The sequence below is a fragment of the Geobacillus sp. YF-1 genome, assembly GCF_052692335.1.
In genome coordinates this window covers 1905483-1921106 of sequence record NZ_CP199850.1, presented here as the reverse complement: position 1 = coordinate 1921106, position 15624 = coordinate 1905483, and the positions used below count along the sequence as shown (strand labels likewise).

At 53.4% G+C, this 15624-nt stretch carries 13 protein-coding genes; 7 read left to right on the top strand and 6 right to left on the bottom strand.

Annotated features, from left to right (window positions below; translation table 11 throughout):
- The first annotated feature begins 76 nt into the window (after positions 1-76).
- Genes murQ through ACTVIM_RS09540 form a run of 3 tightly spaced genes read left to right on the top strand, consistent with a single transcriptional unit; the run spans position 77 to position 3430 of the window.
- On the top strand, positions 77-964 hold the full coding sequence (murQ, locus tag ACTVIM_RS09550) for an N-acetylmuramic acid 6-phosphate etherase (protein WP_324699155.1): 888 nt from the start codon (positions 77-79) through the stop codon (positions 962-964).
- A gap of 24 nt (positions 965-988) precedes the next feature.
- Complete coding sequence (locus tag ACTVIM_RS09545) at positions 989-2353, top strand: PTS transporter subunit EIIC (RefSeq protein WP_445612444.1); 1365 nt, start codon at positions 989-991, stop codon at positions 2351-2353.
- Positions 2354-2365: 12 nt separating this feature from the next.
- Complete coding sequence (locus tag ACTVIM_RS09540) at positions 2366-3430, top strand: MupG family TIM beta-alpha barrel fold protein (RefSeq protein ID WP_445612443.1); 1065 nt, start codon at positions 2366-2368, stop codon at positions 3428-3430.
- A gap of 131 nt (positions 3431-3561) precedes the next feature.
- On the opposite strand, the gene ACTVIM_RS09535 is transcribed toward ACTVIM_RS09540, so the two are convergent.
- The 6 genes from ACTVIM_RS09535 to ACTVIM_RS09510 all read right to left on the bottom strand — a co-directional run bounded on the left by ACTVIM_RS09535 (position 3562) and on the right by ACTVIM_RS09510 (position 9072).
- Positions 3562-4467, bottom strand: coding sequence for a response regulator (locus tag ACTVIM_RS09535; RefSeq protein WP_445612442.1), 906 nt, complete (start codon positions 4465-4467; stop codon positions 3562-3564).
- Positions 4468-4505: 38 nt separating this feature from the next.
- Positions 4506-5765 carry a sensor histidine kinase gene (locus ACTVIM_RS09530; protein WP_445612441.1) on the bottom strand — a complete coding sequence of 420 codons (1260 nt, stop codon included), beginning with the start codon at positions 5763-5765 and terminating at the stop codon, positions 4506-4508.
- 288 nt (positions 5766-6053) lie between these two features.
- Complete coding sequence (locus ACTVIM_RS09525; RefSeq protein WP_445612440.1) at positions 6054-6704, bottom strand: amino acid ABC transporter permease; 651 nt, start codon at positions 6702-6704, stop codon at positions 6054-6056.
- A gap of 16 nt (positions 6705-6720) precedes the next feature.
- The gene (locus ACTVIM_RS09520) at positions 6721-7374 is read right to left on the bottom strand and encodes an amino acid ABC transporter permease (RefSeq protein ID WP_445612439.1); all 654 of its coding nucleotides are present in this window, start codon (positions 7372-7374) and stop codon (positions 6721-6723) included.
- A 96-nt stretch (positions 7375-7470) separates the two neighbouring features.
- Positions 7471-8316 carry a glutamate ABC transporter substrate-binding protein gene (locus tag ACTVIM_RS09515; protein WP_445612438.1) on the bottom strand — a complete coding sequence of 282 codons (846 nt, stop codon included), beginning with the start codon at positions 8314-8316 and terminating at the stop codon, positions 7471-7473.
- A 27-nt stretch (positions 8317-8343) separates the two neighbouring features.
- Complete coding sequence (locus ACTVIM_RS09510; protein ID WP_445612437.1) at positions 8344-9072, bottom strand: amino acid ABC transporter ATP-binding protein; 729 nt, start codon at positions 9070-9072, stop codon at positions 8344-8346.
- A 292-nt stretch (positions 9073-9364) separates the two neighbouring features.
- On the opposite strand from ACTVIM_RS09510, the gene ACTVIM_RS09505 reads away from it, so the two are divergent.
- The 4 genes from ACTVIM_RS09505 to ACTVIM_RS09490 all read left to right on the top strand — a co-directional run bounded on the left by ACTVIM_RS09505 (position 9365) and on the right by ACTVIM_RS09490 (position 15304).
- Positions 9365-10312 carry an aldo/keto reductase family protein gene (locus ACTVIM_RS09505; RefSeq protein ID WP_445612436.1) on the top strand — a complete coding sequence of 316 codons (948 nt, stop codon included), beginning with the start codon at positions 9365-9367 and terminating at the stop codon, positions 10310-10312.
- A gap of 179 nt (positions 10313-10491) precedes the next feature.
- Positions 10492-12210, top strand: coding sequence for a sigma 54-interacting transcriptional regulator (locus tag ACTVIM_RS09500; protein ID WP_445612435.1), 1719 nt, complete (start codon positions 10492-10494; stop codon positions 12208-12210).
- 256 nt (positions 12211-12466) lie between these two features.
- The gene (locus ACTVIM_RS09495) at positions 12467-13654 is read left to right on the top strand and encodes an iron-containing alcohol dehydrogenase (protein ID WP_445612434.1); all 1188 of its coding nucleotides are present in this window, start codon (positions 12467-12469) and stop codon (positions 13652-13654) included.
- Positions 13655-13840: 186 nt separating this feature from the next.
- On the top strand, positions 13841-15304 hold the full coding sequence (locus ACTVIM_RS09490; protein WP_445612433.1) for a CoA-acylating methylmalonate-semialdehyde dehydrogenase: 1464 nt from the start codon (positions 13841-13843) through the stop codon (positions 15302-15304).
- The last annotated feature ends 320 nt before the right edge of the window (positions 15305-15624 follow it).

Here is a 15624-nt window from a genome sequence, read left to right as displayed (position 1 = left end):
ATTGATATTTTGTTTCATAAATTTATAATATAATTATGAAATATAATTTCTTAAAACGTGCAAAGAGGTGACAAAATTGCTTGAACATCTTGCGACAGAACAACGAAACGAAAAAACGAAACATTTGGATGAAATGACGACAAAAGAAATTTTGCACGTCATGAACGAGGAAGATCAGGCCGCAGTTGCCGCAGTAGCTGAGCAACTTGATTGTATTGAAAAAGTCGTCCATCTTGTCATCGCCGCATTTCGGCGCGGCGGGCGGTTGATTTACGTCGGGGCGGGGACGAGCGGCCGGCTCGGATTGCTTGATGCGGTCGAATGCCCGCCGACATTTGGAACTGAACCGTCCATGGTGCAGGCGGTCCTTGCCGGAGGACCGGAAGCGATTGCGAAGGCGGTGGAAGGAGCGGAAGATGATGAAGAGGCTGCTGTTCGCGATTTACAGGCAGTCGGCTTGACGGAAAACGATGTTGTCATCGGCATTGCAGCAAGCGGCCGAACGCCATATGTGATTAGCGCCCTTCGTTATGCCAAACAAATCGGGGCATCGACCGGAAGCATCGCCTGCAATAAAGGAGCCCCCATCAGTCAGTATGCCGATGCGGCGGTGGAAATCGAAACAGGGCCGGAAGTGTTGGCTGGTTCAACGAGGTTAAAAGCTGGGACAGCGCAAAAAATGGTGCTCAACATGATTTCTACGGCAGCGATGGTCGGTATTGGCAAAGTGTATGGGAACTGGATGGTCGATGTACAGGCGACAAATGAAAAGTTAAAAGAGCGGGCCAAGCGCATTTTAATAGAGGCGACAGGAGTCAGCGCCGAAGAGGCGTCCCGTTATTATGAACAGGCCAAAGGGGAGGTGAAAACGGCGATCGTGATGATTTTGCGCCAATGCGGTTATGAAGAGGCAAAAAAACGACTGCAACAAGCAAAGGGGTTTGTGCGTAAAGCGCTTGAATAACGAAATAAGGGGGAGAGAACGATCATGACTCGAGAACAACAAATCGCCATATCGATACTTCAGTACGTTGGGGGAAAAGAAAACATCATCCGCATTGCCCATTGCATGACGCGGGTGCGCGTGTCGCTGCGGGATCCGGGCAAAGCGAACATGGACGCCTTAAAACAGATCGAAGGGGTCATGGGAGTCATAGAGGATGAGACTTTGCAAATTGTCGTTGGTCCTGGTGTTGTCAATAAAGTGGCGGCTGCGCTATGCGAACTTACCGGTCTAGAACTTGGGGAAGTGATCGAAAATGAGGCTGAGGATATTGCGGAGCGGACAAAAGCAAGGGTGAAAGCGCGTCAGCAAACGCCGCTAAAGCGGTTGCTTCGCAAAATCGGCAGCATCTTCATCCCGCTCATTCCCGGATTGGTGGCGTCAGGGATTATTAACGGAATCGCCAACTTTGCGAAAAACGCCGGCGTTGATCCACAGACGACGTGGCTGCAGCTGTTGTTGTTGATAGGCGGGGGGATTTTTGCCTCACTTGGCGTGTTAGTGGGATATAATACAGCGAAAGAGTTTGGCGGCACTCCTGTATTAGGGGCGATTGCCGGTATTCTCGTCTTCAACCCGGCATTGGCTGATATAAAGCTATTTGGGGAAGCGCTTACACCTGGGAGGGGAGGACTGTTTGCCGTTTTGCTTGCCGCTTGGCTCATGGTGGCGGTCGAAAAACGGGTGCGTTCGTTTGTGCCGAATGCGGTCGACATTATCGTCACGCCGCTTATCACCGTGTTAATCGTCTGTTTGTTTACCTTGATCGCCGTGCAGCCGCTTGCCGGTTGGTTGTCGTTCGCGATTACAAGCGGGCTGAAAGCGGTGCTTGACATTGGGGGAGTAGTCGCGGGGGCTGTGTTGGCCGGAACGTTTTTGCCGCTCGTGATGGTCGGACTGCATCACGGATTAACCCCGATTCATATGGAGTTGATTCAAAAATTGGGCTCGACGCCGCTACTGCCGGTATTGGCGATGGCCGGAGCCGGTCAAGTCGGGGCGGCGATCGCCGTGTATGTCAAAACAAAAAACGAGCGGCTTCGCAACATTATCAAAGGGGCGTTGCCGGTTGGATTTTTAGGCATCGGGGAGCCGCTGTTGTACGGGGTGACATTGCCGCTTGGGCGGCCGTTTGTGACCGCGTGTCTTGGGGCGGCGGTCGGCGGTGCATTTCAAGCGGTGATGAAAACAGCGGCGCTTGGCATTGGCGTATCCGGGCTGTCACTCATCCCGCTTATTGCCGATGGAAAGTATGTGATGTATTTCATTGGACTCGTCATTTCGTACACGTTTGGCTTCCTATTTACGTATTGGTTCGGGTTTAAAGAAGAAATGGCCGCGCATATTTAGTGAGGGATGATAATGCTTTCTTTTTCGTTTTATCTTTTTCAGCCGCTCGAGCAAATTGAAGACATCTTTCGGCTTGCAGCGCAGCTTGGGGCGAAACAATTGTTCACCTCATTGCATGTTTCAAAAGGCCAAGAGCTTAGGGAGCGAAAAAAGCTTGATCATATCGGCCAGTTTGCTTCCCGCTATGGCATTGGGGTCGTGGCTGATGCCACCCCCGCCGTCATAGCACGTCTGTCAGCTGATGCCGACATCACAACGGTGCTCGGGCGTTGGGGGATTGTCGGGCTGCGGTTGGATGACGGTTTTTCTATGAAAGAAGCCGCTTCGTTGTCCAAACAAATGAGTGTCGTGTTGAACGCAAGCACGGTGACAGAAAGGGAATGTAAGGAGCTAGCCTCTTATCAAGCGGACGAATCCAATGTGGAAGCATGGCATAATTTTTATCCGCGACCGGAGACAGGTTTGGGAGGGGAGACGATGCTAGCGCAAAATCAATTGTTGCGCCAGTATGGCATCGAGACGATCGGTGCGTTTATCCCTGGGGATGCGAAAAAACGAAGTCCTCTCTATGAAGGGCTGCCGACATTAGAGGCACATCGGAACGTCGATCCGGTTTATGCTTATATTGAACTTATGGAAACCTACGGCGTGAATAAGGTGTTCGTCGGTGACCTCGCCGTGTCGGATGGGGTGCTTAAGCGCATAGATTGGGTGCTGTCAGATGTCATTCCCATCCGCTACCGGCCGATTGTCCGAGCGGGTTGGTTGGCTTTGGTCGAAACGATGCATACGAACCGGCGCGATGCGGCTCGCGATGTAATTCGTTCCGTTGAATCGCGTTGCTCCATGGCATGGCCGCAGGAAGCGCTGCAGCCTATCCCTGCCGCGCCTCGTCGAACAGGCAGCATCACGATTGACAACGAACGGTACGGCCGTTACGTCGGTGAATTGCAAATGACTTTGGTCGATCTCCCGGCTGATGATAGAGTCAATGTCATCGGTCAGGTGATAGAGGAAGATATGCCGTTGCTTCGGTACATTCGTGGCGGCCGACGATTTTGTCTCATTCGCTGCTAGCGGGGAGCCCCGTCGGCCGCTGGCGTGATGAAGATATAGAGAGGTGGCTGCCTGATTCTTCGTCGCGCCTAGGGGCAACGAGGGCAAGCCCATGGCCTGCCCTCGACGTTGAAAAGGTGTATCATCACCCGCTAGATCCGTTTCAGTTCAAGAAACAAAGCCATTAAAAACTTCCGCACATTCATGCGGCATTTCGTCTCGCTCTGGCCTCGTTCGAGCTCTTTCATCCGCCGGCGGATGTCCGCAAAATCAAACAGTCTGGGCGCGAAATGCTCAAACGTCGGATTGGTGTAATCGGTGAGGCCGAGGGAGGCGAGATGGGTGAACGCCTGCAAGACAAGCCGACGGATGCGCTGTTCCATCGCTCGCGCTTCTTTGCTTGTTTCCACAGGCGACAGTCCATATTCCCGCCTAACGAGTTCCGCGTACAGCTCTTTCAACGGTGGCAGTTCCCGCACCGGACGTCCTTTTGCTTCCTGTTCGGCCAGCCAGCGCATCACAAGAAGCACATCCGCGCTGCCCGCCTCGCCGGCGACGCCAAGAAGAAGGAGAAGCTGCTCGGCCTGCTGTTCAATGGCGGCTTGGTTCGGAATGGATTCACGAGCGGCCGACGGCGGCTCAAAACCTTTCAGCACTTGGCGGATCGACTCAAGCGAACGGATGGCTGACATATGATCGGCGACCCGCTTGAGCACGGACAGCACTTCGTAGCGGTTGATCGGTTTTTGAATGTACGTGTCGATGCCTTGCAAATAGGCGTGGCCGATCATTTCTTTGTTTTCGACTTGAGAAATCATGATAAAGGTTCCGGCAAATCCTTCTTCCCGCAGCGCCTTGATCGTTTGAATGCCGTCGCGCCCCGGCATGAGTAAATCAATGAGTACGACATCGACGTCAAGCAAATCGGCGGTGCGGACGTTCAAGCCATCTTCAGCGCAGCCGACCACCTCGCCGAGCCCTGATTCATGGATTAACTTTTCCAGCATCTTGCGGACTGCGGGGTCGTCTTCGATGAGAAAAAAGCGAAGTCCTCCCATCCCTTTGTTCTCCCCTTTCTTGATGGTGCCGCAGCCGTTCAAACAAGATGTGCCCCTTGCGGCGGTACAGGTGGATGCTCGTTCTGAAAGGCATCGGTTTGCGCCTGCAGCAGACGGGCCGTCGGAACAACGAGGCGGAAGACGGTCTGGCCGGGTTCGCTTTTGACGAGCTGCAGATGACCGCCGAGCGTTTGGGCGATATCACAAGCGTGGGTAAGCCCGATGCCCGTCGACGGATTGCCTTGGCGGTCATATTTCGTCGTAAAGCCCGGCTGGAAAATCCAGGCGATGTCATCAGCAGCGATACCGGGGCCGTTATCTTCCACTTCGATGACCAACCCGTTTCCTTCCAAGCGCGCCCGCAGTTCGATCGCTCCGTTTTCGCGAATGGCTTCGACCGCATTGGACACTAAATTGTTCAATACGGAAAGCAGTGGATAGAGCTGATCAGTGGTCAAGTCGATCTGTCCGTGATAGGAAAACGTGATCGCTTTTCCGGACAGGCTGGCGTATTTTTCATTGGCACGAATCACCATCGCGCACAATTCGGTGATGGGAATGCGCCCCCTTCCTGACTGGCGGCCGATCAGTTTGGACAGACCGGCGAAAATGCGCTGCATATCTTTTTTTGTTTCATGAATATGTTCGGCAAGGTCGAGGGCGATGCGCGGTTCAACCGGTTTGCCTTCCACAAGGCGCGAGTACAGATCATAACTTTGGCGCGTCATGTCTTCCATGAGCGCCATCGATTTTTGCAAGTAAACCATCTCTTCGTAAAGCCCGCTGTTGACCATCATCAGCCGCTCAAGCTCTTCTTTTCTTGCCTCGGCCAGCGAGCGGACATGTTTGGTTACCCACATATTGTAAACGCCAATGACACAGAAACTGCGCAAAATGGCAAACAGCGACAGCACGACGAGCATGTGGCCGCTAAACAGGAACGATTCTCCCATTCCATAGCGAATGGCAAGCTCGCAGCCGTTGGCGAGAAAGTCCAGCGCGGCTCCCATCACTCCCGCGCGGATGGGCGCCGCCATTTGCCGGCGAAAGTGAACCATGGCCGCCATAGCCGCAAAGCTGATGTAATATCCGGCAGCCGGAAGGTGAGTCCATAGGCTTTCTGATGCGGATGTTTCCCCCGTTAAGACATCGAGAAAAACGCGAAACCCGACAACCACCGCTCCGGTGCTTACGCCGATGACAAGCGGGGGAAGGGAAGAAAAGGCGACCAACCCAAGAACAAAAACGGCGCTGCCGAGCGAGACGCGAAACGGGCTGTCAAACGGGTTCATTTTCATTTCGCCAAGGAATGCGGTTGCAGAAAGCAAAAGCAACAGAAGCCAAAGCGGTTCTTTTTTTGCGGGTGTCAGTGGACGTCACCGCCTTTGTGAAGGTTAAGGGCTAATCTCTAATTCTATTATATAACAGGAAAGCGAGAACAACGGATCTTTTTCATAAAAACGTCCATGGCCATTTTGGCTCTTCGTTGAGCCAGAAACACAACCGTCCAAGGGACGTTTAGATTTACGGAACAAGACGGAAGGAAAAAACCGTATGCCCCGGCTGAAGAAGGGGATACGGTTTCATTACCGCTGTCGGTATTCCAACCGGCGCGAGACGAGCGACAGCGAATAGTTGACGATAAAATACATGAACGCCACAAGAATAAAAATCGGAATGACAAAGTTGACGTTGCGGCCGTTAATGATTTGCGCATGGTTCATCAGCTCCGGCAGGGAAATAACAATTGCCAGTGATGTGTCTTTTAATAGAGAAATAAACTGGCTGACAATCGGCGGCACCATGCGCCGCAGCGCTTGCGGCAGCACGATATACCATAGTGTTTGGATGTACGTAAGCCCCGAAGAACGGGCTGCTTCGATCTGCCCTTTATCGATCGACTGCAGGCCGCTGCGGACAATTTCCGATAGCATGGCCGACTCAAATAAGACGAGCGCTGCAATCGCGGCATACAGTTTATCGAGTTTCACGCCGATTTCAGGCAGGGCAAAATACGTAAAGAAAATAATCAATAAAAGCGGAAGATTGCGGATCGTTTCGACGATGACCGCCAACAGCTGCGAAAGCACAGGGAGCTTTGTATAACGGGCGACGCCGATGATAATGCCGAACAAAAAGCTCAAAACAATCGAAATCAACGCGACTTCCAGCGTGACAAGAAATCCTTCAAGCAAAAATTTCAAATGGGCAGGCGCGTAGGCACCGGCAAAATCCATCGTACCGCCTCCTTTCTTACCGCACCTTCAGCCAGCGCCGTTCCAAGTAGCCGACGCCGAGGCTGAGCGGGATCGTTAACACGAGATAAAACAGCGCAACAAAAATATACACGTCAAATGTGACGAACGTTTTTGAAGAAATTAAGTCGCCATAATACATTAAATCGAGCCCGGCGATGACGCCAAGCACGGATGAGTTTTTCACAAGATTAATAAACTGGTTGCCAAGCGGCGGAATGACCATCTTTACCGCTTGCGGCAAAATAACGTAGCGCATCGCCTGCAAGTATGTCAACCCGGACGAGCGCGCCGCTTCCATTTGCCCTTTCGGAACGGCTTGAATGCCCGAGCGGATCGCCTCAGCGATAAAGGCGGCCGTATATACCATCAACCCGAGCGTTCCAGCTGTAAACGAGTCGAAGCGGATGCCGATAGCCGGCAAACCCATAAAAAAGACAAACACAATTAAGACGAGCGGAATGTTGCGGATAAATTCGACATACGCCGTTCCGACCCAGTTGAGGGGCCGGATCGGAGCGATACGGAAAATGGCCATAATGGTGCCGATGAGCAGGCTGCCGACAAGCGCCAGCACACTCGCTTTAATCGTATGGCCAAATCCTTGCATGTATAGATCCCAATGTTCCACTAAAATCGAATAGCGCAGCATGGCAAAGCCCCCTTTCTGTCGATCGGGCCGTGTCCCGGCCTATGCGCGTTCATGGGGCAAACCGCCGAGCAGATGATCCGCCCGGCGGCTGGCCGATTATTGTTGCGGTTTTTTGCCGATCCATTTTTCGTAGATCTTATCGTATTCGCCGTTTTCTTTAATTTCTTTTAAGTATTCATTGATGACTTGCAGCAGTTCTTTGTCCCCTTTGCGGACGGCGATGCCGTACGGCTCTTCGGTGAACGTTTCATCAAGGACGCGGTAGTTCGGGTCTTGTTTCGCCATCCCCCAAAGCAGCGCGTTGTCCGTTGTCAGCGCATCGCCTTGGCCGGCTTTTAACGCGGTAAACGCTTCGGCGTAGTTTTCAAATTCAAGCACGTTGACTTGCGGCGCTGCTTTGCGGATGTTTTCCGCCGATGTCGAGCCTTTCGCCGTCAGAACGGTCATGCCTTTTTTCAAGTCTTTCACGCTGTTGATCGGGCTGTCCTTTTTGACGAGCAGCGATTGCCCCGCCATAAAGTACACATCCGAGAAATCCACTTCTTTTTTCCGTTCCTCGGTGATCGTCATGGTGGCGATAATGGCGTCAATTTCCCCGTTGTTCAGCATCGGGATGCGCGTTTTGGATGTCACTTCTTTCAATTCAATTTTGTTTTCATCGCCGAGAATTTTTTTCGCCAACCCTTTGGCAATATCGATATCAAATCCTTCCACTTTGCCGGTTTCCGGATTTTTCAATCCAAATAAGTTCAAATCGTATTTGACGCCAACGACAAGTTTGCCGCGTTGTTTAATTTTTTCAAGCGTATTGGTCGATTTTGCCGTTTCTGACGATGTTCCGCCTTCTCCTTTGTCCGTCGTGCTGCAGCCTGTCAAGGCGATAGCGCTCAATAAGGCCGTTAAGGCGACGGTAATCCACCATTTCCATGCTTTCTTTCTCATGAGAAAACCCCCTTTGATTGACCGGAATTAATGGTTTAAAATGCGGCTTAAAAAGACACGCGCCCGTTCCTCTTTCGGAGACGCGAAAAACTCCTCAGGCGGCGCTTCCTCTAAAATGCGCCCTTGATCCATAAAGACGATGCGATCAGCCACCTCGCGGGCAAACCCCATCTCATGGGTGACGACAACCATCGTCATCCCTTCTTTCGCCAGTTGCTTCATGACATCCAACACTTCGCCGATCGTTTCCGGGTCAAGCGCCGATGTCGGTTCGTCAAACAGCATGATTTTCGGTTTCATCGCCAATCCGCGGGCGATGGCGACGCGCTGCTGCTGGCCGCCGGAGAGCGCGGACGGGTAAGCGTTTGCTTTATCTGGAATGCCGACTTTTTCGAGATAATACATGGCGATGTCATTGGCCTCTTTTTCCGACATGCCGAGCACTTTGCGCGGCGCCAACGTGATGTTTTGCAAGACGGTCATATGCGGGTATAAGTTGAAATGTTGGAACACCATGCCGATATTGCGCCGCAGTTCATTGATGTTGATCTGTTTGTCATTCACTTTGACGCCGTCAACGATCAACTCGCCGCTTGAGATCGTCTCGAGCCGGTTGATGCAGCGCACAAGCGTGCTTTTGCCTGAGCCGGATGGCCCGATGATGACGACGACTTCTCCTTGGTTGATCGTCAAGTTAATGTCTTTGAGCACATGAAAATCGCCGTAGTATTTGTTGACCTGGTGGAAATAAATCAATATCCCCCCTCCTTTGTGACAAATTTGTGAATGTTTTTCGAATTGATTGTAAATATGCGCCTACGAAAATCTACGGGAATCTACAAGAAATTCGTCCGTTTGTTGCGAAATCCACCCTATGAACGGAACAACTTCATCGGCCGCCATGGCGGCAATGAAGAGCGAGCATTTCTCAGGTTTGACATTTTTGAATAGTAAGGCAAATTTTTTACAAATGAACAGTCAACTAGTATAATTAGGATATGGATAATTGGGCATCGATCGATGCCAATGAGGAGAGGGGAGAAGATCGATGAAGTACCGAAAACTCGGCCGCACCGGGCTTAAGGTGAGCGAAATCAGTTTAGGTAGCTGGCTTACATACGGCAACTCGGTGGAAAAAGAAACCGCCATCCGCGTCATTGACAAAGCGTATGAGTTGGGCATCAACTCGTTTGACACGGCGAACGTGTATGCGCGCGGGGAAGCGGAAAAAATCGTCGGCGAGGCGCTCCGCAAATATCCGCGCGAGTCGTACGTCTTGGCAACGAAAGTGTTTTGGCCGATGGGCGACGGCCCGAACGACCGCGGCTTGTCCCGCAAACACGTATTTGAGCAGCTCCATGCGAGCTTAAAACGGCTGCAGCTCGATTATGTCGATATTTACTACTGCCACCGTTATGACAAAGAGACGCCGGTCGATGAAACGCTGCGCACGATCGACGACCTCGTCCGCCAAGGGAAAGTGCTCTATGTCGGCGTCAGCGAATGGACAGCCCAGCAAATTCAAGAAGCGCTCGGCGTAGCCGATCACTATTTGCTCGACCGAATCGTCGTCAACCAGCCGCAATACAACATGTTTCACCGCTACATCGAAAAAGAAATCATTCCGGTGTGCGAACAAAACGGCATCAGCCAAATCGTCTTCTCGCCGCTCGCCCAAGGGGTGCTGACCGGCAAATACAAACGAGGGCAAGCGTTGCCGGCTGACAGCCGCGCCGCCGATCCGAAAGCGAACACGTTCATCCAAGGATTGCTCAATGACGAAGTGTTAATGAAGGTGGAGCAGCTCGAAAAAGTCGCTGCTGAACTTGGCATTACATTATCGCAGCTTGCGCTCGCTTGGGTATTGCGCCAGCCGAACGTTGCCAGCGCCTTAATCGGCGCCAGCCGCCCGGAACAAGTGGAAGAAAACGTCAAGGCGGTCGATGTTGTGTTAAGCGAAGAGGTGCTGGAGAAAATGAAGGGGATTTTAGCGTAACCGGAGTACGGAGACGGGCCAGTGAGCGCCTGTCTCCGTTTTTTGATGAATGGAACGCATTCGCGCCCCCGGTTGCCGGCCGACCGTTTTTTCGCCATGATTTTCAAGACAAAAACAGAAGGATTTTTTGATGCCGGCGGCGAACGGTACGTGAAAAAGAACAGTGAAGGGGGATTACAATGACGGTTGGTCATGGCGCATCAGCGACCCTTGGCCGCCATCAAACGTTGCAGGAGGCGGTTCAGTTGCTGGCGGCACACGGGATAGACGCCGTTGATGTCGTCGATGAATACGGGCGCACGGTCGGGCGATGCACGTGGCGGACGGTGCTGCGGGCGGTGGCGGATGGAATGATGGATCGCGCGATGACAGTAGAAGATGTATTGGCGGTGTTTTCATTAGAGGGTGAAACAGAGAAGAGGAACGCCCGCTCGGAAACGCCCGATGCAGAAAATGATTCGAGCGCGGCAGCTGAGCTTGAACGATTAAGGGGCGAGCTGGAGGAAACGCACCGTCTGGCTGAAACGATGAAAACGGTGCTGGATGCGGCGTATGAAGGGGTCGTCGTCGTCGATGGGAACGGGGTCATTCGGGAAATCAACCGGGCGTACTGCCAGTTTCTCGGCATCCGGCGAGAGGATGCGATCGGAAAACATGTGACGGAAGTGATCGAAAATACCCGTTTGCACATTTGCGTGCAATCCGGCATTCCAGAGCGCGGATATATTCAAAAAATTTACGGCCAGCCGATGGTCGTGCACCGCATCCCGATTTGGCGCGACGGCAAGGTGATCGGGGCGGTTGGCATGCTGATTTTCCAAGGGGTATCGGAAGTATACGAAATTTTCCGGCGCCTGCAAGAGCTGTCGCGCGAGGCAAGCCGAAAAGGGAAAAACGAGGCGGCAGCGCCAAAACAGGAGGCGGCCACCTCCGCCGCCGTAGGAGTGGAGCGCATCATTGGCCGCCATCCGACGATTGCGGCAGTGAAACAAATGATCCGCCGGGCGGCGCGCGTGCCGTCGACGGTGTTGATTACCGGCGAAAGCGGAACGGGGAAGGAAGTGGCGGCGCGGGCGATTCATGAGGCGGGCCCGCATGCGGACGGACCGTTTGTCAGCGTGAACTGCGCCGCCATCCCGGAAGCGCTTTTGGAAGCGGAGCTGTTCGGCTATGAGGATGGGGCGTTCACCGGAGCGAAAAAGGGAGGCAAGCCCGGCAAGTTTCAGCTTGCCCACCGAGGGACGCTGTTTTTAGACGAAATCGGTGATATGCCGCTTGCGATGCAGGCGAAGATTTTGCGCGTGCTTGAGGAAAAGAAAGTAGAGAAAGTCGGCGGACTGTCCGAAACGGAGGTAGATGTGCGCATCATTGCCGCGACGAACAAACCGCTCGAGGAGATGGTGCGGGGCGGAACGTTCCGGGAAGATTTGTTTTACCGCCTGAACATTATCCGCATCCATCTCCCGCCGCTGCGTGAACGGAAAACAGATATTCCCGCCTTGCTTGCCTACCATATGGAGCGTCTTTGCCGGCAGTTCGGCGTCACGACGAAATCGTTTACGAAAGAGGCGATGGAGGTGTTGATCAGCTATTCATGGCCGGGAAACATTCGCGAGCTGGTCAATGTCGTCGAGTGGCTCATTAGCATGGTGGAAGGGGAGAAGATTGAGCGCGAACATTTGCCTGCCTATTTGTCCGCCATTCAGCCGATGGCGGCATCTATGCCATATGGCGGTGCGAACATCGCCGACCGATGGAAAGAAATGGTCTACCAATCCGAACGCGAACGCATCGCTGCCGCCCTTGTCGCGGCGAACGGCAATAAGGCGGAAGCAGCGAGGAGACTCGGCATTCACCGATCTACATTATATGAGAAATTAAAAAAGTATGGATTTTGAACGCTCCCCGCTGAGAAGGAGGGCTTCTCGTCCGTGATGATCAACAACGGCAGACTGACCGTTGTTTCTTTTTTGTTGAGGGGAAAAGGATGTCGGGAGAATGTCGGATAATGTAGGGAATATGTAGGTAAAGTGTAGGGAGGATATTGCGTTAAGGAGATGGAAAATTCCTAATCGTAACGCTTTTCTAGTTTGGCACAAAGTTTGCATATAGAAGATATTGAAAACGGTATCAAATGAAGAGGGAGGCGGAATGATGTACGAGTTGTTGGTGCCGAGTCGGGTCATTTATGGGCGCGAAACGTTTCGTGAAGTCGGCAGGCAAGCGAAAGCGCTTGGGTCGAAAGCGCTCATTGTGAGCGACCCGGTGATGGAGAACATCGGCCTTGTCGCCCGGTGTGAACACTATTTGCAAGAGGAGGGGGTGCCATTTGCCAAGTACACAGGGGTCGACAAGGAACCGACGGATGTTCATGTAAAAGAAGCGCTTGACGTCTGCCGGAGTGAGCAATGCGATGTCATCATCGCTCTTGGCGGCGGCAGCAGCATCGATGCTGCGAAGGCGGTGGCAGTGATGATGACGAATGAGGGAACGATCAGCGACTATGTTGGCAACGCTAGGATGTTCACGGAAAAACCAGTGCCGCTCATCGCCATTCCGACGACGGCCGGCACCGGTTCTGAAGTGACGAAAGTGACGGTCATTATTGATACGAAGACAGACGTCAAAATGATGATTTCCCAGCCGGCGCTCCTTCCGGCCGTGGCGATCGTTGACCCGCTTCTTACTGTCTCATGCCCGCCATCCGTTACCGCGGCAACCGGTGTCGATGCGCTTTGTCACGCGATCGAGGCGTATATTTCCCGACGCGCCCATCCGGTGACCGATGTGTTAGCGCTATCCGCCATTGAGGCGATCATCGGCCATTTGCGCCGGGCGTACGAAAACGGTCAGGACATCGAAGCGCGGGAGAAAATGGCGATCGCGGCCATGAAGGCCGGCATGGCGTTCTCCAATGCCTCGGTAACACTTGTGCACGGCATGTCGCGGCCGATCGGAGCGCTCTTCCACGTGCCGCACGGCGTGTCCAATGCGATGCTGTTGCCGGGGGTGCTTGAATTTACAAAAGACAGCGCCAGAGAACGGTTGGCGGTGATTGCCCGGCTCATCAACCCGCAGCTGAAGGACGTTTCCGATGCCGAAGCGGCCGATGCGCTTGTCGAAGAAGTGAAACAGCTTTGCCGTGATTTGCACATCCCGAATATGAAAACATGGGGCATTGACAAAGCGGCATTCGACAAAGCGGTCGGTAAAATGGCGGCCGACGCGCTTGCGAGCGGCAGTCCCGGCAACAATCCGAAAGTGCCGACCCACGAGGAAATCGTTGCCCTGTACCATTATTGTTACGACTACCAGTATGACACGAACACTGTCAGCCGTTAATAAAGCAACGGCCAAGCTTCCGGCGGGCTCAATTCGCTACTGTTGTGACGACGATCCGTACCGTTTGCCATAAAATGCGTAAGCGGACATACAACACAATCCGTATTCTTTTCGTTTCGATATTGCTCGCCGGCATGTTCTTGGCCATTCTCTTATCCTCGATTTTCTAGAAAGGTGGTTTCATTCATGGGCTCTGTAACCGAAACAAAAACATTGAAAAACTTTATTGGCGGCCAATGGGTCGCTTCGACATCAGGAAAAGAAGAAATCGTGCCGAACCCGGCGACGGGAGAAGTGCTGGCCAAAGTGCCCCTCTCTTCGCGTGAGGAGCTGGATGCGGCGGTGGCGGCCGCCAAAGAGGCGTTCCGTGAATGGCGGAAAGTGCCGGTTCCGCGCCGCGCCCGCATTTTGTTCCGCTACCAGCAGCTGCTTGTCGAGCATTGGGAAGAGTTGGCTAGAATGGTGACGCTAGAAAACGGCAAAGTATACGAGGACGCGTACGGCGAGGTGCAGCGCGGCATTGAATGCGTCGAGTTTGCGGCGGGGATTCCGACGCTCATGATGGGGCAGCAGCTGCCCGATATTGCGACGAATATCGAATCGGGCATGTATCGCTATCCGCTCGGTGTCGTCGCTGGGATTACGCCGTTTAACTTCCCAATGATGGTGCCGTGCTGGATGTTCCCGCTCGCCATTGCTTGCGGCAATACGTTTGTACTGAAGCCGTCCGAGCGGACTCCTATGTTGGCCAATCGTCTGGCGGAGCTGTTCACCGAAGCCGGCCTGCCGCCGGGAGTGCTCAATATTGTCCACGGAGCGCACGAGGTCGTGAACGGCATTTTAGAACATAAAGACATTAAAGCCGTCTCGTTCGTCGGCTCGCAGCCGGTTGCGGAGTACGTATACAAAACGGCCGCCGCCCACGGCAAGCGGGTGCAGGCGCTCGCCGGGGCGAAAAACCATTCGATCGTTATGCCGGACGCTGACCTTGATCTGGCGGTGACAAACATCATCAACGCCGCCTTTGGTTCGGCGGGTGAGCGGTGCATGGCGTGCTCGGTCGTCGTTGCCGTCGGCGGGATCGCCGATGAGTTGGTCGAACGGCTCAAAGAAGCCGCTGACCGCATCCAAATCGGCAACGGGCTTGACCAAGGCGTCTTTTTGGGCCCGGTCATCCGCGAGGCGCATAAAGAACGGACGATCAAATACATTGAAATCGGCGAAAAAGAAGGCGCGCTCCTTGTCCGCGACGGCCGCCGCGACTCAGCGACAAGCGGCAAAGGCTACTTTATCGGCCCGACGATTTTTGACCATGTCAAGCCGGGCATGACGATTTGGACGGACGAAATTTTCGCCCCGGTTCTGTCGGTCGTCCGGGCCCGCGATTTGGACGAAGCGATTGAGATCGCCAACCGGTCGGAGTTCGCCAACGGCGCCTGCATTTACACCGACAGCGCCAAAGCGATCCGCCAGTTCCGCGAAGAAATCGACGCCGGCATGCTTGGCGTCAACGTCGCCGTCCCCGCGCCGATGGCCTTTTTCCCGTTCTCGGGCTACAAAAACTCGTTCTATGGCGATCTTCATGCCAACGGCCGCGACGGCGTCGAGTTTTACACGAGAAAGAAAATGGTGACGGCGAGATATCAGTAAAATGGACTGAAAAGCAGCCCGTTTAGACAAGGGCTGCTTTTTTATCACCTCGAACCGAGAAGTCCTTCACTTCCAAGTAGGAGCGTAAGTAGGGATGAACCGGCGTCTGTCACTAACATCTTCCTCTTGCGCCAAAAGAACAAAAGAAACGTTTCGATTGCGATCGTTTTGAGGAAGTTCAACGGTGAGATGTGCAAGGATGGCGTAGCCGATAGCTTACCGTAGAGGTTGCTTCCAATAATCCCTTAGTTCTCTGCGTGAGCGCGGGTGAGGAGTGTTCAATTGAGTTGTTTTTATTTTCCGGCATGTTGAGCGTGTAG